The 18,623-nt window shown below is 70.6% G+C and carries 16 protein-coding genes and 2 pseudogenes; 8 read left to right on the top strand and 10 right to left on the bottom strand.

Features of this window, described 5'->3' with window-relative positions; genetic code table 11:
* Positions 1-6: 6 nt before the first annotated feature.
* The 6 genes from ACIQ1J_RS09905 to ACIQ1J_RS09880 all read right to left on the bottom strand — a co-directional run bounded on the left by ACIQ1J_RS09905 (position 7) and on the right by ACIQ1J_RS09880 (position 7,350).
* Positions 7-1,794 (bottom strand): ABC transporter ATP-binding protein, encoded by a 1,788-nt coding sequence (locus ACIQ1J_RS09905; RefSeq protein ID WP_403555692.1) that lies wholly within the window; start codon positions 1,792-1,794, stop codon positions 7-9.
* Positions 1,791-2,855 carry an iron-siderophore ABC transporter substrate-binding protein gene (locus ACIQ1J_RS09900; RefSeq protein ID WP_403555690.1) on the bottom strand — a complete coding sequence of 355 codons (1,065 nt, stop codon included), beginning with the start codon at positions 2,853-2,855 and terminating at the stop codon, positions 1,791-1,793. The genes ACIQ1J_RS09905 and ACIQ1J_RS09900 overlap by 4 nt, the downstream gene beginning before the upstream one ends.
* Positions 2,856-2,949: 94 nt before the next feature.
* Positions 2,950-3,807, bottom strand: a complete 858-nt coding sequence (locus ACIQ1J_RS09895) for an ABC transporter ATP-binding protein (RefSeq protein WP_403555688.1) — start codon at positions 3,805-3,807, stop codon at positions 2,950-2,952.
* Between the two features lie 38 nt (positions 3,808-3,845).
* Positions 3,846-4,928, bottom strand: coding sequence for a FecCD family ABC transporter permease (locus ACIQ1J_RS09890; protein WP_403555686.1), 1,083 nt, complete (start codon positions 4,926-4,928; stop codon positions 3,846-3,848).
* Positions 4,925-5,983 carry a FecCD family ABC transporter permease gene (locus ACIQ1J_RS09885; protein ID WP_403555684.1) on the bottom strand — a complete coding sequence of 353 codons (1,059 nt, stop codon included), beginning with the start codon at positions 5,981-5,983 and terminating at the stop codon, positions 4,925-4,927. The genes ACIQ1J_RS09890 and ACIQ1J_RS09885 overlap by 4 nt, the downstream gene beginning before the upstream one ends.
* Before the next feature lie 11 nt (positions 5,984-5,994).
* A complete protein-coding gene (locus ACIQ1J_RS09880; RefSeq protein WP_403555682.1) occupies positions 5,995-7,350 on the bottom strand; it encodes a lysine N(6)-hydroxylase/L-ornithine N(5)-oxygenase family protein in 1,356 nt (451 codons plus the stop codon).
* Positions 7,351-7,589: 239 nt separating this feature from the next.
* On the opposite strand from ACIQ1J_RS09880, the gene ACIQ1J_RS09875 reads away from it, so the two are divergent.
* A complete protein-coding gene (locus ACIQ1J_RS09875) occupies positions 7,590-8,537 on the top strand; it encodes a methionyl-tRNA formyltransferase (RefSeq protein WP_403555680.1) in 948 nt (315 codons plus the stop codon).
* Between the two features lie 131 nt (positions 8,538-8,668).
* Here the strand turns inward: ACIQ1J_RS09875 and ACIQ1J_RS09870 are convergent, their stop codons facing one another.
* A complete protein-coding gene (locus tag ACIQ1J_RS09870; protein WP_210958416.1) occupies positions 8,669-8,911 on the bottom strand; it encodes a DUF5302 domain-containing protein in 243 nt (80 codons plus the stop codon).
* Positions 8,912-9,006: 95 nt separating this feature from the next.
* Positions 9,007-9,312: pseudogene (locus ACIQ1J_RS09865) on the bottom strand (VOC family protein); the annotation flags it as partial.
* A 163-nt stretch (positions 9,313-9,475) separates the two neighbouring features.
* Here ACIQ1J_RS09865 and ACIQ1J_RS09860 point away from each other — a divergent pair.
* From ACIQ1J_RS09860 to nadE, 3 genes are all read left to right on the top strand, one after another.
* Positions 9,476-9,901 carry a PGPGW domain-containing protein gene (locus tag ACIQ1J_RS09860; RefSeq protein WP_403555678.1) on the top strand — a complete coding sequence of 142 codons (426 nt, stop codon included), beginning with the start codon at positions 9,476-9,478 and terminating at the stop codon, positions 9,899-9,901.
* 165 nt (positions 9,902-10,066) lie between these two features.
* On the top strand, positions 10,067-11,464 hold the full coding sequence (locus ACIQ1J_RS09855; protein ID WP_403555676.1) for a DEAD/DEAH box helicase: 1,398 nt from the start codon (positions 10,067-10,069) through the stop codon (positions 11,462-11,464).
* Between the two features lie 83 nt (positions 11,465-11,547).
* Positions 11,548-12,387, top strand: coding sequence for an ammonia-dependent NAD(+) synthetase (gene nadE, locus ACIQ1J_RS09850; protein ID WP_403555674.1), 840 nt, complete (start codon positions 11,548-11,550; stop codon positions 12,385-12,387).
* Between the two features lie 44 nt (positions 12,388-12,431).
* Here nadE and ACIQ1J_RS09845 read toward each other — a convergent pair.
* Positions 12,432-12,842 (bottom strand): annotated as a pseudogene (locus tag ACIQ1J_RS09845) (short-chain dehydrogenase); the annotation flags it as partial.
* Between the two features lie 344 nt (positions 12,843-13,186).
* Between ACIQ1J_RS09845 and ACIQ1J_RS09840 the strand changes: the two are divergent.
* The 3 genes from ACIQ1J_RS09840 (at position 13,187) to ACIQ1J_RS09830 (ending at position 16,762) form a co-directional block, all read left to right on the top strand.
* Positions 13,187-14,032: an MIP/aquaporin family protein gene (locus tag ACIQ1J_RS09840; RefSeq protein ID WP_210958412.1), complete on the top strand. Its 846-nt coding sequence runs from the start codon at positions 13,187-13,189 to the stop codon at positions 14,030-14,032.
* Between the two features lie 24 nt (positions 14,033-14,056).
* Positions 14,057-15,574: a glycerol kinase GlpK gene (glpK, locus tag ACIQ1J_RS09835; protein WP_403555671.1), complete on the top strand. Its 1,518-nt coding sequence runs from the start codon at positions 14,057-14,059 to the stop codon at positions 15,572-15,574.
* A 96-nt stretch (positions 15,575-15,670) separates the two neighbouring features.
* On the top strand, positions 15,671-16,762 hold the full coding sequence (locus ACIQ1J_RS09830) for an AI-2E family transporter (RefSeq protein WP_403555669.1): 1,092 nt from the start codon (positions 15,671-15,673) through the stop codon (positions 16,760-16,762).
* Here the strand turns inward: ACIQ1J_RS09830 and ACIQ1J_RS09825 are convergent.
* A complete protein-coding gene (locus ACIQ1J_RS09825; protein ID WP_403555667.1) occupies positions 16,705-17,763 on the bottom strand; it encodes a GlxA family transcriptional regulator in 1,059 nt (352 codons plus the stop codon). The two genes, ACIQ1J_RS09830 and ACIQ1J_RS09825, sit on opposite strands and share 58 nt — an antisense overlap.
* A gap of 136 nt (positions 17,764-17,899) precedes the next feature.
* Between ACIQ1J_RS09825 and ACIQ1J_RS09820 the strand changes: the two genes are divergently transcribed.
* Positions 17,900-18,331 carry a Rid family hydrolase gene (locus ACIQ1J_RS09820; protein ID WP_403555665.1) on the top strand — a complete coding sequence of 144 codons (432 nt, stop codon included), beginning with the start codon at positions 17,900-17,902 and terminating at the stop codon, positions 18,329-18,331.
* Positions 18,332-18,623 lie beyond the last annotated feature (292 nt).

Raw genomic sequence — 18,623 nt, 5'->3', positions numbered from 1 at the left:
GCATACCTAACTACCTTCTCGCCAAGCCCGCCACAGCCGTGCGTACCGGCCGCCGAGAGCCACCAACTCCTCGTGGGTGCCTTCCTCCACGACGCGCCCCGCGTCCAGTACGGCGATCCGGTCCGCCGCCATCGCCTGGGTGAGCCGGTGCGCCACGAACAGCGTGGTCCGGCCCGCGCAGGCGGCCAGGACGGCCCGTTCCAGCTCGGCGGCGCCCTCGCTGCCCGCCTCCGCGGTCGACTCGTCCAGCACCACCACCGGCGAGCGGCTCAACACCAGCCGGGCCAGGGCGATCTGGGCGACCTTGGTGACGTCGAGGCGCTCGCCGCCTTCGCCGACCAGGGTTCTCAGCCCGTCGGGCAGCGCGTCGACCCACGCTTCGGCGCCGACCGTGCGCAGGGCGTCCATGAGTTCGGCGTCGGTCGCCTCCGGTGCGGCCAGCCGCAGGTCGTCGGCGAGCGGCCCGGAGAACACGTGCGTCTCCTGCGTCAGGATGCTCACCAGGGCCCGAGCCCCCGCCTCGTCCAGTCCGGCCAGATCGGTCGGCCCCACCCGCACCGACCCGGCCCGCGGTGTCCCGATGCCCGCGATCAGCGCCGCCAGGGTCGTCTTGCCCGCGCCCGTCGCCCCCACCAGGGCGAGCGAACCGCCCGCCGGAATCGTCAGGTCGACATCTATGAGGACCGGTTCCTCAGTGCCGGGGTAGGCGTACGTCAGCCCCTGAACCGTCACCGGGTACGGCACGGCGTCCGCCACCGCCACCGACGCGTCACCCACCAGCCGGTCCTCCGCTTCCTCACCCAGCACCCCGACCAGGCGGGTCAGACTCGCGCCCGACTTCTGCGCCTCGTCGAAGGTGAACATGATGGCGCCCAGCGGGGTGAACAGCCGGTGGAACAGCAGCGGGGCCGCCGACACCCCACCCAGGGTCGCGGCGTCGGCCTCCAGCAGGGCGTACCCCACCACGATGATCAGGGTCAGTCCGATGAACTCGGCGCGGTTCTCCCTGCCGACGAACCGGCCGAAGAAGCGGAACACCTCGATCCCGAGGTCGCGCACTCTCCACGACTCGGCGGTGACCTTCTCCCGGAAGGCGCCCTCCAGCCGGTACGCCCGGACCGTGTCGATCCCGTTCAGACCGCTGATCAGTGCCTGCGCGCGGTCGGCCTGCGCCACCCGCTGCTTCCGGTAGAGCGGCGCGGACCTGGGGAGGTACCAGCGCAGGGCCAACGCGTACGCGGGCAGCGCGCCGGCGCCCGCCAGACCGAGCCGCCAGTCCAGCCCGAACATGCCCGCCGTGGCGATGACGACCAGGACCCCCGCGGAGAACACCGTGGGGACGGCCGTACGGATGCCGTTGGAGATCACGGCGACGTCGTCACCGACCCTGGACAGCACGTCCCCTCGGCCGACCTGCTCGATCCGGGTGCTGGGCATCCCCAGCACCGCCCGGACGGCGCCTTCCCGCAACCGCGCGAGGAGGTCGGCGCCCAGCCGCCCGATGAGGTAGGTCGACACCGCGGTGGCCACCGCGCCGAGCAGGGCGGCGGCCACCATCAGGGCCCCGATCGTGACCAGGACCGATCGCGACGCGCCCTCGACCACCCCGTCGACCACCCGGCCGAGCAGAAGCACCGGGAGTACCTGGAGCGCCGCGCCGGCCACCGTGGTGAGCACGGTGGTGGCCGTCAGCCACGGCACCTCGCGGCAGTGCGCCCCGACCCATCGGCCGGCCTCGCGTCCGGTGGCCGTGCGCAGCACGGCCGGGGCGACGCGCGTGTCGGTCCTGGTCACACCTGCCCGACCGACTTGACGAGTTCGTCGATGGCGTACGGCATGGACAGCAGGGTGCCCTGGGAGATCGCGGCGCCGACCGCCGGTCCCTCGCTGTCCAGCAGGTACGACACCTTGCCGTTCTTGACGGCGTCGAGGTTGGTGAAGAGCTTGAACTTCTTCAGCTTGTCCTGGTCCGCCTTGTCGTTGATGACGAAGATGCGGTCGACGTCGACCAGGTCGACACGCTCGGGGGACAGCTTGGTGTAGAAGCTGCCGCCGGCGACCTTGTCGATCTCGGTCCGGTACTTGAAGCCGATGCCCGTCACCAGCCGTCCGCGCACGTCGGTGGAGGTGAACGGCGCCACCGAGTCCTCGTACCAGGACAGGGCGACGGCCGTCCGGTCGGCCAGCTCGGGGTGCGCCTTCCTGGCCGCGTCGAGCTTGCCCTGGATGTCCGCCACCTTCTGCTCGCCCTCCTCGGCCTTGCCGAGCGCCTTGGCGATGTGGAGGGCGTTGTCCTGCCACGGAGCGCTGAAGGGCTCCTTCTCGGCCTTGGTACGGCCCACCGTCGGGGCGATCTTGGAGAGCTTGTCGTAGGCGGCCTGGTCGATCTCCGAGTAGACCGCGACGATCAGGTCCGGCCGCAGAGCGGCGATCTTCTCGAAGTTGGGGCCGGAGTCGCCGTTCTTCATGATGACCTCGGGCTCGGTGTCACCCCACTTGTCCTTCACCCACGGCCACTGGGTGTTGATGTCTGGGCTCCGGCCCGGCGGGTTCGGGTACTGGTCGACCATGCCGACCGGCTTGATGCCGAACGCCAGGACGGTCTGGTCGTCGGTGTAGCCGACGGAGACGACCCGCTTGGGAGCCTCGTTGACCTTCGTGGTGCCGAACGCGTGCTCCACGGTGACCGGGAAGGCGCCGGAGGCGGCGGCCGAGGTGTCGCTGCCCGCCTTGTCCGCCGAGCCGTTCGACTCGGAACCGCAGCCCGCGAGGAGGCCGGCGCCGAGGGCGGCGGCGGACAGTACCGCCGCCAACCGCTGCCGGGACTTCATACGCGTCGTTCTGTGGAGGAGCATCCGGAGATCCCTTGCTGTCGCAACTGTCCACTGCGCCCCCGTCCAAGGGCAGCAAACCTTACCGCGCCCTAGTGAGGTTAGCCTACCCTCACCGCTACAACTCCGCTGCTGTCCGGTCGAGTTCGACGTGGGCCCGGCCGATCGGGACGATGAGGGGGCGATCGCCCACCGGGTCGTCGATCACCTTGGCGCGCAGCCCGAACGCCTCGTGCAGCAGCTCGGCGGTTATCACGTCGCGCGGGTGTCCCTGGGCCAGGACCGCCCCCTCGCGCATCACGACGAGGTTGTCGCTGTAGCGCGTGGCCAGATTGAGGTCGTGGAGCACCATGACCACCGTGCACCCCGACTCGTGCAGGTCGTCCACCAGGTCGAGCACGTCGATCGCGTGCGCCAGGTCCAGGTACGTGGTCGGCTCGTCCAGCAGCAGCAGGTCGGTCCCCTGGGCCAGGGTCATCGAGATCCAGACGCGCTGACGCTGGCCGCCGGACAGCGAGTCGACCGGTCGGTCGGCGAGGTCGGACACCCCGGTCATGGCCAGCGCGCGTTCCACGACGGCGGCGTCGTCCGACGACCACTGCCGCAGCCAGCTCTGGTGCGGATGGCGGCCTCTGGCGACCAGGTCGGACACGGTCAGCCCGTCCGGTGCGACCGGCGCCTGCGGCAGCAGGCCGAGCTTCTTCGCCACATCCCTGGTCCTGAGCGTGACGATGTCCTCGCCGTCCAGCACGACCGTGCCCCTGGTCGGCTTGAGCAACCGCGACAGGGTCCGCAACAGGGTCGACTTCCCGCAGCCGTTGGGCCCGATGATCGTGGTGATCACCCCGGGCGGGATCGCCACGTCGAGTTCGTCGATGACGGTCCGGGCGCCGTAGCCGACCGAGACACCCCTGGCTGCCAGCCGTGAGGCGCCATCGACTGCGGACTTGGCCGCGGTGATGGACTGAACGACCACAAGGCCCCCTTGTTTAGGCTCGCCTTACTTTGTACCAGCTATCTGCGGTTCGCCCGCACCAGCAGATAGACGAGGAAGGGGCCGCCGATCGCCGCGGTGACCACGCCGACGGGGAGGGTGACCGGCAGTGCCGTCCGCGCGATCAGGTCCGAGCCGATCAACAGCAGCGCGCCCACCATGCCGGAGGCGGCCAACGGCGGTGTGGGGCACCTCGCCAGACGCATCGCCACCTGCGGCGCCACCAGCGCGACGAACGGGACCGGGCCCGCCGCGCTCACCGCCACGCCGGCCAGCAGCACCGCGCACAGCAGCAGGACCGCCCGCACCATCGAGTACCGGACCCCCAGGCCCGCGGCGACCTCGTCGCCGAAGTGCATGGGCTTGAACTGGAACGCCACACAGAACACGACGACCAGGAGGACGAGCGTCCCCCACAGCGCCACCCGGACCTCGTTCCACCCCCGGTTGTCCAGCGACCCGACCAGCCACGCCTGGGCCCGGGCCACGTCCCTGATGTCGGCCGTGACCAGCAGCCAGGTCGTGATCGCCTGCATCACGGCGCTCACCGAGATGCCGATGAGGATGAGCCGGAAGCCGTCGATCCCGCGCCGCCACGCCAGGAAGTACACCAGCAGGCCGGTACCGAGACCCCCCGCGAGCGCCGCCGCGGACAGGCCCACGGCGCTGACGATCGCGGCGGCGGTGCCGCCCGAGACGGTCACCAGGAAGACGGCGACGGCGCTCGCGCCGCTGGTGATGCCCAGAATGTCCGGGCTGGCCAGCGGGTTGCGCGCGATGGACTGCGTGAGCGCGCCGGACACCCCCAGCGCGATCCCCACGACGAGGCCGGCGAGGGCACGCGGCATCCGCAGATCCATGATCACGAACTCGTCGATCTGCTCGCCCCGGCCGAAGATCGTGGCGACCACCCGCGGCAGGCCGATCGGGAAGTCCCCGACTCCGATGGAGAGGCAGAACACCAGGAAGGCCGCCGCCGCCAGCACCAGCGTGACGCACGCGGCCCAGGGCCGCCATACGAACGACACGCGTCCGAGCCGCACGCCGGGCGTCAGGAGTGGCCGCACGCCGGCCTGGTTCACCTTCACGTCCGCCCCGTTCACGTGCTCTTGAACTTTCCGCGCCACACCAGAGCCGCGAAGAACGGGGCGCCGAGGAGAGCGACGAGGACACCCGCGTCCAGCTCCCCCGGCCGCACCACCAGGCGCCCCACGATGTCGCAGACCAGCAGCACCACGGCACCCAGCAGTCCCGCGTACGGCACCAGCCAGCGATAGTCCGGACCGGTCAGATACCTGGCCACGTGGGCCACCATGAGCCCGATGAACGCGATGGGGCCGCACGCGGCCGTCGCCGCGCCCGCCAGCAGGGTGATGGCGACGATGCCGACGGTCCGGCTCAGCGCGATGTTCACCCCCAGCCCCCGTGCCACGTCGTCACCGAGGTTGAGCAGGTTGATGGCGGGCAGGGTGGTCAGCGCCAGCACCAACCCGACCGCGATGAACCCGGTCACCGGCCAGATGACGCCGAACCCGACACCGGCCACCGAGCCCGCGTTCCAGAACCGCAGCGCGTTCAGCGAGGCCTTGTCGGTCAGGGCGACCGCCGTGGTCATCGCCGCGAGGAACACGGTGACGCCCTGCCCGGCCAGTGCCAGCGTCAACGGGTTGCCCGCGCCCCTGCCGATACTCGACAGCCCGAACACGACGACGCCCGCGACCGCCGCGCCCAGGAAGGCGAACCAGACGTACTGGAACGGGTTGGTGAACCCGAACAGGGCGATCCCCGACACCACGGCGAACGAGGCGCCGGAGTTCACCCCCAGCAGGCCCGTGTCGGCGATCGGATTGCGCGTGTACCCCTGGATCAGCGCCCCGCCGACACCCAGGGCGATGCCCGCGACGACCGCCAGCACCGTGCGGGGCACCCGCACGGTCCGCACGATGAGCCTGATCTCGGTGAGCCGCTGATCGGAATCGGGTGCCGCGAACAGCCCGTGCCACACCTCGGCGGGACTCAACGCACGCGCGCCCACGGCCAGCGACGCCGCTGCCGCGACCACGAGTAGCACCGCTAGTCCACCCAAACCCACAACCCGCCTTCGGCGGGCCTCTGTTGAGCCCCTGGGCAGGGGGCGCTCAACCGCAGTCGTGGTCATGGCGACGTACATCAACGGGCGGTGGTGCCGGTTCCGTCGGCGACCGTTCGAGCCTCGCCGGAAGCGGACTTGAGGCCCCGGGCGAGGAGCGAATCCAGGATCTCCCCGACCCTGATGGCGGTGTTGGACAGCAGGGACGACGTGATGCCGTGGGTGTGCTCCGTGCCGCCCTGCAGGTAGATGCCGCAGCGCAGACCGGGGTCGGTCGCGATGCGGTAGTCACGCTCGACCCGGACGAGACCCTCGTCGTCCCGGAGGCAGCGGTCCGCGACCTCGCCGAGCAGGCCCAGCGGGTCGGCCGGGCTGTAGCCGGTGGCGAGGACCACGACGTCCGCGTCCAGGAGAGTCTCCTCGCCGGTGACGAGGGACGTGACGGTGGCCCGGACCTTGTCGGGCGTCTCCTTGACCTCGGTGAGCCGGGACACGTTGAGGAAACGCAACCGCTCGGTACCGAGGACCTTCTCCCGGTACATCTGCCGGTACAGGTCGTCGATCAGGTCGATGTCCACCACGGAGTAGTTGGTGTTGCCGTGGTAATCCATCAGCCGGCGTTTGACGCCGCCGGGCGCGGCGAAGTACTCGTCCACCGCCGCGGGGTCGAAGATCCGGTTGGCGAACGCGCTGTCGTCGGCGGGGCTGTAGCCGTAGCGGGTGAAGACCGCGCAGACCTCGGCCTCGGGGAAGCGGCGGTGCAGGTAGGCGACGTTCTCGGCGGCGCTCTGTCCGGCGCCGACCACGACGAACCGGGACGGCGAGGTGCCCTCCAACTCATCGATCCTGGCCAGCAGTTCGAAGTTGTGCCAGACGCGGTCGCCGCGCTCCACGCCGTCCGGCACGAGGGGACGCAGCCCGGTTCCGATGACCAGGTTGCGCGCCCGGTGGACCTCGAGCCCCTCCCCCGAACGGACCGTCACCTCCAGGTGCTCCACGGCTCCGTCCCGGACGACGGGTGCGACGCCGACGACCTCGTGACCGTAGGAGGCCATGTCGTCGACCTTGGCCGCGGCCCACTCCAAGTAGTCGTGGAACTCCACCCGCAGCGGGAAGAGGTTCTTGTGGTTGATGAAGTCGATCAGCCGTCCCTTGCTCTGCAGGTAGCAGAGGAAGCTGAACTCGCTGGCCGGGTTCCGGAGTGTCACCAGGTCCTTGAGGAAGGACACCTGCATGGTCGCGTCGTCGATCAGCATGCCGCGGTGCCAGCCGAAGCGCGGCTGCTGCTCGAAGAAGCGAGCGGTGATCGTCTCCGGCCGGCCGACCCGTGCGTTGTGCTCGCCGATCGCGATCGCCATGGCGACGTTGGACGGTCCGAAGCCGATGCCAATGAGGTCGTGGACCAGTGTTGCGTCATCAGGAAGAACCTGTGACATGTCACTCCCATCGTGCGGGTCAGTCACCTGTCGGGCGTGGGGGATTGCCGAAATGGGACCTGCCGACGGAGCGACCGCCGGGAACTTAGGTGAGCCTAAGCTAATGCCGTTCGGCTGTCGATAGGGCGGCCACGAGCGGTGGGTCCGTCAACTGGCGTGCCACGCACAGCCGTTGCGGACCAAGGTAAGGCTTGCTTTACTTGCCCGGGCCATCCCCTGCCGCCTCGAGGAGGAACCCCATGCGGGTCGTCATGTTCGGTTACCAGACCTGGGGGCACCGCACCCTCCAAGCCCTTCTGGACTCCGAACACGACGTGGTGCTGGTCGTGACGCACCCCAAGAGCGAGCACGCCTACGAGAAGATCTGGAGCGACTCCGTCGCCGACCTCGCCGAGGAGCACGGTGTGCCGGTACTCATCCGCAACCGCCCTGACGACGACGAACTGTTCGAACGCCTCGAGGAGGCCGACCCGGACGTCATCGTGGCCAACAACTGGCGGACGTGGATCCCCCCGCACATCTTCGGCCTCCCGCGCCACGGCACACTCAACGTCCACGACTCACTGCTGCCGAAGTACGCCGGCTTCTCCCCGCTGATCTGGGCCCTGATCAACGGAGAGACCGAAGTGGGCGTCACCGCGCACATGATGGACGAGCAACTCGACGCCGGCGACATCGTCCGACAGGAGGCGGTGCCGGTCGGACCGGCGGACACCGCCACAGACCTCTTCCACAAGACGGTCGACCTCATCGCTCCGGTCACCATCGGCGCCCTCGGCCTCATCGCCGCGGGCCGGACGGAGTTCACCAAGCAGGACAGGTCCCGGGCGAGCTTCTTCCACAAGCGCTCCGTCGAGGACATCCGCATCGACTGGTCCTGGCCGGCCGAGGACCTGGAGCGCCTGGTGCGCGCCCAGTCCGATCCCTACCCCAGCGCCTTCACCTTCCACAGGGGCAGGCGGCTCGAGGTCCTCGCCGCCGTCGTGTCCGAGGGCCGCTACGGCGGTACGCCCGGCCGCGTCTTCTACCGCGAGGGCGACGGCGTGGTCATCGTCGCCGGAGCCGACGCGCGCACCGGCCGCAACCGGGGCCTCGCGATCACGCGCGTTCGCACGGAGGACGGACAGGAGGTGTCCGCGACGGAGTACTTCACCTCCATGGGCGGCTACTTGACCAGCCGGCCCTGACGGAATCCCCCGCCGGGGGGCAGGGCTGTGATCACGTCCGCCTCGGGCCCTGCTCCCGGCCTCTCCGGCCGGTGCCGGGGCCCCGGCCGGAGAGGCGCGGTCGTGCCGGCCGCCGAGCGGCCGGCACGCGATCAGCCGCCGCTCTTGCGCCGGAACGACCGCTGGCTCGCAGCCGGACCGTGCGCGCCGCGGATCTTCGACGCGTCGGTGTGCCCGGCGAGGGCCGCGGCCTCCGCCTGCTTGCCGCGCTTGCGCTCCAGAGCTTCCCGGAACTTGCCCTTCAGGTCGTACTGGCCGTTCTCGTCGGGCGCCACGGAAGGGCTCTCGTCGTCAGCCGGCTCCGAACCTGCTTGCGATGAAGACTCTGCAGTCATGGTGACCTCCTGGGTTCGGACAACAGGACCACAGCTTGTCATGCCGACCACCGCCCGGGGTACCGCCCGCATCGGCCGGCAGGCCTGAGCAGACCTCAGTCACGCAGCTCCTCGAGACGCTCGATGTCGTCCTGGACGGATTCCCGTTCGTCGGCGGCGAGTGGCACCGCGGCGGCGTCGGCGAGTGCGGTCGTCGCGGTCCCCTCGTCGCCCAGACGCCCGGCGACGTCCGCTCGCAGCACGAGGAGGCGGAACGTCTGTACCGGCGTGGGCCGCTCCCCCGGGAGGCGAAGCACCCGGTCGATGACCTTCGCGGCGCCCGCGGGGTCCTCTTTCGAGTCCGCCAGGAGCGACGCGTGATGCAGGGCCCGGGCGAAGGTCTCCTCGGGAGCGGGCCGGTGACGCGGGGGATGTGTCCGCGCGTCCGCCGGCGCCCGCTCGTCCAGGAGGCGCGCCTCGCGGGTGCTCCCTTCAGCTGGAATCGCCCGCGCCGCGATGCCTGCCTATGGTGAGGCAGGTTGAGGGGACCCGGAGTTCTTGCCGACCGCGGGAAGGTGGGGCGACATGGCGCGCAGTGTCGAATCGATCCGGCGAGCCGCCCTGGGCACCCTCGGTGCCGTGCTGGTCCTGGTCGGCGTCGCCCTGCTGGTACTGCCCGGGCCGGGCCTGCTGCTCGTGTTCGCCGGGGTGGTGCTGCTGGCGCGTGCCGTCCCGGCGCTGGACCGGTTCGTGGCCCCCGTCCGCGAGCAGGCGATGCGTGCGGCCGAGGAGAGCGTCTCCTCACCATGGCGTATCGCCGGCTCGGTCCTGGTGGGCCTCTTCCTCGTCGGTGCGGGCGTGGTGTGGGCAATCGTGCCCCGGGTGCCGTACTCCGGATGGGCCACCGGGGCGAGCCTGATCATCTCCGGCTGCGTCCTGTTCGCCCTGCTCGTCTGGAGCCACCGCCGCGTCCAGGCGGCGCGTCGCCGCTCACCGTCGGCTTCGGGGTGAAATCGGGCGCCGCCGCTCGACGGGCCCGGCTCCGGGGCAGGCCCGGACCGCCGGGCCTCCTGGTGCCCGCTGGTAAACTGGGGTCCACGCTTTGAGGCGCCCGGGTCCGTACCGAGGGGTACGGACCCCGTCGCGTTCCGGGCGCCTGATCAGGAAGGTCCCCCCATGAACGCGAAGCCGTCGTCGGCCACCGGAGCCTCCCGGGCCGGCGGATCCCAGCGAACGACAGCGCCACCGGAGTCGGCGGACCAGCCGCCGGTCGCGTCGTTCGACGCGCTCGGTCTTCCGCCGGCGCTGCTGAAGACGATGACCGGCCTTGGGGTGACCGAACCCTTCCCGATCCAGGCCGCGACCCTGCCCGACGCGCTGGCCGGCCGCGACGTCCTCGGCCGCGCGCGGACGGGCTCCGGCAAGACACTGGCCTTCGGCCTGGCCCTGCTCGTCCGGACCGGGGGTCTGCGGGCGGAGTCGAAGCGTCCGCTCGCGCTGGTCCTGGTGTCGACGCGGGAACTCGCACAGCAGGTGAGCGACGCGCTCGCCCCGTACGCGCAGGCGCTGAACGTACGACTGGCGACGGTGGTCGGCGGGCTGGCGATCAACCGGCAGGCGGCTCAGCTGCGCGAGGGCGCCGAGGTGGTCGTCGCGACGCCGGGGCGGCTGGCCGACCTGGTGTCCCGCCGCGACTGCCACCTGAACCACGTGCGGATCACGGTGCTGGACGAGGCGGACCAGATGTGCGACCTGGGCTTCCTGCCGCAGGTCTCGGGAATCCTGGACCAGGTACCCGGCGACGGGCAGCGGCTGCTGTTCTCCGCCACGCTCGACCGCGACGTCGACCAGCTGGTGCGGAGCCATCTGCACGACCCGGTGCACGCATCGGTCGACCCGGCGTCGGCCTCGGTCACCACGATGGAACACCATGTACTGACCATCCACCCCGCCGACAAGTACGCGACCGCCACCGAGATCGCCGCCCGCGACGGCCGGGTGCTGATGTTCCTGGACACCAAGGCCGCGGTCGACCGGTTCACCCGTCACCTGCGGGACAGCGGCGTCCGGGCCGCCGCCCTGCACAGCGGCAAGTCGCAGCCGCAGCGCGCGCACACACTCGCCCAGTTCGTGGAGGGCCGGGTCACCGTGCTGGTGGCCACCAACGTCGCGGCCCGGGGCATCCACGTGGAGGCGCTCGACCTCGTCGTCAATGTCGATCCGCCGGCCGACGCCAAGGACTACCTGCACCGCGGCGGGCGGACGGCGCGCGCCGGACAGTCCGGGAGCGTGGTCACCCTGGTCACTCCCGACCAGCGGCGCGAGGTGAACCGGATGATGGCCGAGGCCGGAATCCGGCCGACCGTCACCCCGGTGCGCTCCGGCGAACAGAAGCTGACCACCATCACCGGCGCCAAGCGCCCGCCGACCGGGCCGCGGACCAGCGGCGGCAACGCCCCCTTCCGCGGCCTCGGCGCCCGTTCGGGCCGCCCCGCGAAGGAGTCCCGCAAGACCGCCGAGGCCCGCAAGGCCGCGGAGGCCCGCGCGGCGGCACGGGTACGCAAGGGCCGCTGACCCGGGACGACCGGGCCGGAGAGAGCGGGCGACCCCTGGGTAGGGTGAGTGAGAAGCCCCAGGGAATCGAACGAGGAGCGGAATTGAGCGAGTCGGCGTCCATCGCCCTGCAACTGGAGATCGCCCGGGAACTGGAGGTCGCGGAGACCTTCGACGCCGAACGGGAGATCGAACGCCGGGTGGCCTTCCTTGCCGAGCGGCTGGCCTCGACCGGTCTGCGCTCCCTCGTACTCGGCATCAGCGGCGGTGTCGACTCGACCACCGCCGGCCGGTTGTGCCAGCTCGCCGTGGAACGGGCGCGGGCCGAGGGACACGAGGCGGACTTCTACGCGATGCGGCTGCCTCACGGGGCCCAGGCCGACGAGCACGATGCCCAGCTCGCGCTCTCCTTCATCAAGGCCGACCACGTGCTGACGGTGGACATCAAGCCGGCCAGCGACGCCGCGCTCGAGGCGCTGATCGCCGGCGGTGTGACCTTCCGCGACGCCCGGCACCAGGACTTCGTGCAGGGCAACGTCAAGGCCAGGCAGCGCATGATCGCCCAGTACGCCGTGGCCGGCGCGCACGACGGGCTGGTCGTCGGCACCGACCACGCGGCCGAGGCCGTCTCCGGCTTCTTCACCAAGTTCGGCGACGGTGCCGCCGACCTGGTCCCGCTGACCGGCCTGACCAAGCGCCGCGTGCGCGCCGTCGCGGACGCGCTGGGCGCGCCCGCCGAGCTGGTGCGGAAGGTCCCGACGGCCGACCTGGAGACCCTCGACCCCGGTAAGGCCGACGAGGACGCTCTCGGAGTCACGTACGAGCAGATCGACGACTTCCTGGAGGGCAAGCCGGTGGACGAGCGGGCCTTCGAGAACATCGTCAGCCGCTACCGGCGGACCGACCACAAGCGCCGGCTGCCCATCGGTCCCGGCCACCTCTGACCCGGGCCGAGGGCGGGTTCGGTCGGGCACGGGCCGGAGCGGGGGCGCACATCGGTCAGCCGCTCCGACAACTCCCAAAGGCGTCGGCCGGTCTCGGCGTCCGCCGCCGCGGGTGACAGCGCTACCCGCGGCGGCCCGCCGCGCGGCTCCGTCAGGCCGTCCGGCCCGATGAACTCCCCGCCCCGCGCACTCTGGTCGGCCGCCGCGTACAGCTGCGGCGGCGCGCCCCGGCCCGGGGACTGGGCGAGCGGGATGAGAACGCGGCCGAACAGCATGTTCACCATGCCGGTCGGCGCACTCGTCTGCAGGTTGGTGGCGGTGCAGCCGGGATGCGCGAGCAGGCTGCGCACCGGGCTGCCGCCGCCGGACAGCCACCGGTGGACTTTCCGTCCGAAGACCGCGTTGGCGGACTCGGACCGGTTGCAGAAGGCCATGGGTGAGTAGTGGCGCTCGCCGGCGCAGGAGCAGTGGCGTGACGACCTGACGGCGGAGCCGGCGCGCCACCCTGGACCCGCCCACACCGACCGCTACCCGCCACTGGCCGCCGGGATGGCGCTGGCCGCGTTCAATACCGCGCCCTGCCGCTGGAGCGACAGCGACGGCACCGAGGACTCCCCTCGAACCGACCGACCGACCGCGCCTTCGCCGTCATCGCCTCGGCCCCGGACCACGCCGGCGGACGGTGAGCGTTCAGGCAGACGGCCGTACTTCATGTGCGACTTGCCGCGCATGTCCTTAATCTACCGATTGAGAGGCTCGGACAGTCGATGCCGGTTCAGCCGGCGGAAGGTGAGCTTCCATGGCTGAACGACTCAAGAGGTCCGGCTTGATCGGTGAACTGTCGGCCGAATTCGCCGGCACGATGATCCTCATCCTCTTCGGCTGCGGTGTGGTGGCCCAGGTGGCCGCGGGCGGGGCCCTGACGGATCCGGAAGGCGGCCTCGGGGACCACGACAGCATCTCCTGGGCGTGGGGTCTCGGCGTCACCCTGGGCGTCTACGTGGCGGCCAGGCTGAGCGGCGCCCACATCAACCCCGCGGTGACCGTCGCGCTCGCGGTGTTCAAGGGGTTCCCGTGGCGCAAGGTGGCGCCCTACGCGCTGGCCCAGACGGCCGGTGCCTTCGTCGCCGCCCTCCTCGTCCGCTGGAACTACACCGAAGCGCTGGCGAAGGCCGACCCCGGTCACACCATCAAGACGCAGACCGTGTTCTCGACGCTGCCCGCCAACGGCAACACCGCTCTCCCGGTCCACGAGTGGGGTGCCTTCCGCGACCAGGTCATCGGCACCGCCATCCTGCTGCTGCTCATCATGGCCATCACGGACCTGCTGAACACACCGCCGGGCGCGAACCTGGCCCCCTTCGTCATCGGCCTGGTCGTGGTCGCGATCGGCATGGCCTTCGGCACCAACGCGGGGTACGCCATCAACCCGGCCCGCGACTTCGGCCCCCGGCTGGCCAGCTTCCTCACCGGTTACGGCGGAGCGTGGCGAGATCAGTACGGGAACCTCTACTTCTGGGTGCCGATCATCGGCCCGCTGATCGGTGGCGTGCTCGGTGCGGGTCTGTACAAGGTTTTCATCGGCCGGTTCCTGCCTGCGGCGGAGCCGGAGCCCACGGGGCGCGTACCGGCGCCGCAAGACTGACACCGGCCGGAGAGGCGGCACAGCATGGCGGACTTCATCGGCGCGGTGGACCAGGGGACCACCAGTACCCGGTTCATGATCTTCGACCACGGCGGCAACGAGGTGGCGAAGCACCAGTTGGAGCACGCTCAGATCCTCCCCCGCTCCGGGTGGGTGGAGCACGACCCGGTGGAGATCTGGGAGCGCACCAACTCGGTGATGCAGAACGCACTGCGCCACAGCGGGCTGTCGGGGACCGACCTGGCCGCCATCGGCATCACCAACCAGCGGGAGACCACCGTGGTCTGGGACCGGCGCAACGGCCGGCCCTACTACAACGCCATCGTGTGGCAGGACACCCGCACCGACGCCATCGCCGCGAGCCTCGACCGTTCGGGCCGGGGCGACGTCATCCGCCGCAAGGCCGGACTGCCGCCGGCGACCTACTTCTCCGGCGGAAAGATCCAGTGGATCCTGGAGAACGTCGACGGCGTCCGCGAAGCGGCGGAGGCGGGGCACGCCCTCTTCGGCAACACGGACGCCTGGGTCCTGTGGAACCTGACCGGCGGCCCCGACAGCGGTATCCACGCCACCGACGTGACCAACGCGAGCCGGACCATGCTGATGGACCTGGAGACGCTCGACTGGGACGACGAGCTGCTGGGCTTCTTCGGCATCCCCCGGTCGATGCTCCCCACCATCAACCCCTCGTCGCACGCGGAGGCGTACGGTGTGGCCCGCACCTCCCGGCCGCTGCGCGCCGCCATTCCCATCGGCGGGGTCCTCGGCGACCAGCAGGCGGCCACCGTCGGACAGGTCTGCTTCGCACCCGGCGAGGCCAAGAACACCTACGGCACCGGTAACTTCCTGGTGCTCAACACCGGCACCGAACTGGTCCGCTCCCAGCACGGCCTCCTCACCACCGTGGCCTACCAGTTCGGCGACAGCCCGGTGGTCTACGCGCTCGAGGGCTCCATCGCGGTGACGGGGTCAGCCGTGCAGTGGCTGCGCGACCAGATGAAGATCATCAAGACGGCGGCCGAGAGCGAGGACCTCGCCCGTACCGTCGACGACAACGGCGGCATGTACTTCGTCCCCGCCTTCTCGGGCCTGTTCGCCCCCTACTGGCGTTCCGACGCCCGGGGGGCGATCGTCGGCCTCGCCCGGTACAACGACAACGCGCACCTGGCCCGGGCGACCCTGGAAGCCATCTGCTACCAGAGCCGCGACGTCGTCGAAGCCATGGAACAGGACTCCGGTGTCCACCTCGACGTGCTCAAGGTCGACGGGGGTGTGACCGCCAACGACCTCTGCATGCAGATCCAGGCAGACGTCCTCGGCGTTCCGGTCAGCCGTCCCGTCGTCGCGGAAACCACCGCACTCGGCGCGGCCTACGCGGCGGGGCTGGCCACGGGGTTCTGGCGGGACACCGATGAACTGCGCACGCACTGGCACGAGTCCAGGCGCTGGGAACCGCGGTGGCCGGAGGACCGGCGGGCACAAGGGTACGCCGGGTGGAAGGCGGCGGTGGAGCGCACGCTCGACTGGGTCAAGGTTCCCTGAACCGGCCTTCGCCCCTGACGCAAGGACCTTGCAGGAAGGACCTTGAAGGCAGGACTCGGGCGCGGAGGGCAACAGGCGTCGCCATAAGGTGATCCCATGTCTGCCAGATTGAGTTCCGCGAGGACCCGCGCCGCGCTCCACAGCACCGCGCGCACTTCTGCCGAGCTGTTGCTGATCCTCGTCATGCTCTCGGTGGCCCTGTGGCTCCTCGGCCGTATGTGGTCGGTCGTGTGGCCGCTGATAGTCGGCCTGCTCCTGACCACGTTGACCTGGCCCTCGGCCCGTTTCCTGCGGCGGCACGGGTGGCGTCCCGCGTTGGCCGCGGCCGTGGTGACCGTGGGGTTCCTCCTGGCTGTCACGGGCATCGTGGCGCTGATCGCGGTGCCGATGTCCTCCGAGACCGACGAGTTGACCGCCGGCGTGATGGAAGGCATCGACCGGCTGCGCGACTGGGCCGCGGGGCCGCCGCTGAACATCGACGACGGCCAGATCACCAGTGCGCTCGACTCCGCGATGGCGCGCGTCCAGGACAGCATCGGCAGCGTGGTCAACACGGTGGCCACCGGCCTGAGCACCGTGGTCAACGGTCTCATCACAGCGGTGCTCGCCGTCTTCCTGATGTTCTTCTTCCTCAAGGACGGGCCGCGGTTCCTGCCGTGGCTCGGCCGCCAGTTGCCCGGCCGGCTCGCCACCGACGTCCCGGCCGTCGCCCTGCGCAGCTGGGAGACCCTGGGTTCCTTCGTCCGCTCGCAGGCACTCGTGGGGTTGCTCGACGCCGTCTTCATCGGCCTCGGACTGTGGATCCTGGGCGTGCCACTCGTACTGCCCCTGGCGGTGCTGACGTTCGTGTCCGCGTTCGTGCCCATCGTGGGTGCCCTGTTCGCGGGCTTCGTCGCGGTACTCATCGCCCTGGTGTCCAACGGCCTGACGGACGCGCTGATCGTGCTGGCGATCATCGTCGTGGTACAGCAGTTGGAGGGCAACGTGTTCCAGCCCATCATCCAGAGCCGCGGGCTCGGTCTGCACGCGGCGGTGGTCCTGCTGGCGGTGACACTCGGCGGCAGCCTGGCCGGGATCGTCGGCAGTCTGCTCGCCGTACCGGTCGCCGCGCTGATCGCGGTGGTCTGGAACTACGTCCGCGAGCAGCTCATGGACACGCCGGAGGAACCCGCGCCCGCCGACGCCTGAGAGGCGGGTCGGTCCGCACCACCGGACGGCGCCGTCTCCGCGCGACGGGCTTTGCGGTAGGCGGTCGGGGCCAGCCCCACCTCTCTGCGGAAGAAGGCCCGGAAATTGGCGGACGTACCGAACCCGGTCTCCGTGGCGATCCTCTCGACCGCCCAGTCGGAGGTCTCGAGGAGTCGGCGCGCACGGAGGAGTCGCTGCCGGGCGACCCATTGCATGGGAGGCATTCCGGTCTCACCCACGAAACGCCTGATGAAGGTCCTCCGCGACAGCAGGCTGTGGTCCGCCATCCGCTGCACGGTGATCGACGACCCGATGTTCTCGACCGCCCAGTCCCGAGTCGCGCGCAGACTGTCCCGAGGCGGGGCGGGCCCGTCCGTGTACTGGGGCTCGTCCGCGCCGCGGCCGGGCGAGAAGACGACGTCCTTCGCCACGCCGTCCGCGGCCGTGGTCCCGAAATCCGCCTGGACGACATGGAGGCACGCGTCGATTCCCGCGCCCGCGCCCGCGGACGTGAGAATCGACCCGTCCTCGACGAACAGTCGGTTGTCCACGACGTCGACCTCGGGGTACGCCTCTCGAAGTTCGTCCGTGTGGCGCCAATGAGTCGTAGCCGTCCTTCCCTTCAGTATTCCGGCGGCCGCGAGAGCGAATACGCCGGTGCAGACGGCGACGACACGAGCACCTCGCTGGGCGGCCGTCCGCAGTACTTCCAGGTATTCCTCCGGGACCGGGTGAAGTGGTTCCTCGTAGCCCGGAACAACGACGATGTCGGCGTATGCGGTCTCAGCCGGCGAGTGGGTCGGGCGAACCTCCGCGGTCGCGTCGCAATCTCCGCAGACAAGTACGCGATAGCCCGGGTGCCGGCCGAATACATGGGCCGCGATGCTGACGTCCAGCGCATAGGCCCGCGGCACCGCGAGGATCGCGACGACCGTGTGCGCACCTTCGGATCGCAATGACGCCCCCTCGCTCCCCTGCTTTGCAAACCAGCTTACGTCCACGGCCGTTCGGCCTGCTGCGGGGTCCTGGCACGATCCTTGCCGTAAGTGGCACAGCCGAGTCTGGTTCGCCCCGGCCGGGTGCTCATACCGTTTCGGCAGTCTCACTCTTCAACCCGCTTTTGACGATGGGAAAACCATGAGCAACGCACGTCAGGTCGAGAGCTTCGGAGTTCCCTGGGAGAGGGATTACGGATACGTTCAGGCGGTCAAGCGCGGCGACACCATTTACCTCTCGGGGCAGGTCGCGCACGACGGGGCGGATCTCATCGCCCCCGCTCCGGTGGGTGACGCCGGGCTGGTCACCGACTTCTCCCGCACGGGCGAACAGTTGCGCCAGTGCTATGCCAACGCGGCAGTGCTCCTCGAGCGGTTCGGCGCGTCGATGAACGACGTCGTCGAAGAGGTCATCTACGCGATCGACATCGACGCGGCCGACGCCGCGGCGGGGCCGGTGCGCAAGGAAGCCTACGGTCGGCCGGACCCGCAGGTGGCCAGTACGGTGATCGGCACCCCGAGGCTGGCCTTCCGTGAACTGCTGGTCGAGGTCCGCTTCGTGGCCCGGGTCTGAGGACCGCCTCGCGTTTCTCGGCGAAGTCGGTCGCAGCCGGACGGCCGGCACCGCTGGCTTGCGGTCCGTCATCTCTTCTCGCGCTCCCGGGCGGCGTGGCGCGCCGCGGCCGCGCGAAGTCCCCGGCGAGGACTTCGCGCGGCCGTCCGGATGCACCGGCCGGCTCGCACGCGACCTGGTGCGCCACCTGATCATCGACGCCCAGGACGTCCTGATCACCCTCGACACCCCGCCGCCGCGGAGCCGGCCCGGGACGCGGTGACCTACAGGAGTGGCCCGCCGAGAGCTCGCC

Source organism: Streptomyces sp. NPDC097107 (genome assembly GCF_044762405.1).
Taxonomy (GTDB): Bacteria; Actinomycetota; Actinomycetes; order Streptomycetales; family Streptomycetaceae; genus Streptomyces; species Streptomyces thinghirensis.
Note: the sequence above shows the minus strand (reverse complement) of the source record. Positions and strands in the feature narration are given on the sequence as shown.

What these genes read in the sequence shown, in the direction of transcription:
- ACIQ1J_RS09900 (WP_403555690.1), bottom strand. Translation starts at nt 2,855, where the DNA reads ATGCTCCTCCACAGAACGACGCGTATGAAGTCCCGGCAGCGGTTGGCG.
- ACIQ1J_RS09885 (WP_403555684.1), bottom strand. Translation starts at nt 5,983, where the DNA reads ATGACCACGACTGCGGTTGAGCGCCCCCTGCCCAGGGGCTCAACAGAG.
- ACIQ1J_RS09880 (WP_403555682.1), bottom strand. Translation starts at nt 7,350, where the DNA reads ATGTCACAGGTTCTTCCTGATGACGCAACACTGGTCCACGACCTCATT.
- ACIQ1J_RS09875 (WP_403555680.1), top strand. Translation starts at nt 7,590, where the DNA reads ATGCGGGTCGTCATGTTCGGTTACCAGACCTGGGGGCACCGCACCCTC.
- ACIQ1J_RS09870 (WP_210958416.1), bottom strand. Translation starts at nt 8,911, where the DNA reads ATGACTGCAGAGTCTTCATCGCAAGCAGGTTCGGAGCCGGCTGACGAC.
- ACIQ1J_RS09860 (WP_403555678.1), top strand. Translation starts at nt 9,476, where the DNA reads ATGGCGCGCAGTGTCGAATCGATCCGGCGAGCCGCCCTGGGCACCCTC.
- ACIQ1J_RS09855 (WP_403555676.1), top strand. Translation starts at nt 10,067, where the DNA reads ATGAACGCGAAGCCGTCGTCGGCCACCGGAGCCTCCCGGGCCGGCGGA.
- ACIQ1J_RS09840 (WP_210958412.1), top strand. Translation starts at nt 13,187, where the DNA reads ATGGCTGAACGACTCAAGAGGTCCGGCTTGATCGGTGAACTGTCGGCC.
- glpK (WP_403555671.1), top strand. Translation starts at nt 14,057, where the DNA reads ATGGCGGACTTCATCGGCGCGGTGGACCAGGGGACCACCAGTACCCGG.
- ACIQ1J_RS09830 (WP_403555669.1), top strand. Translation starts at nt 15,671, where the DNA reads ATGTCTGCCAGATTGAGTTCCGCGAGGACCCGCGCCGCGCTCCACAGC.
- ACIQ1J_RS09820 (WP_403555665.1), top strand. Translation starts at nt 17,900, where the DNA reads ATGAGCAACGCACGTCAGGTCGAGAGCTTCGGAGTTCCCTGGGAGAGG.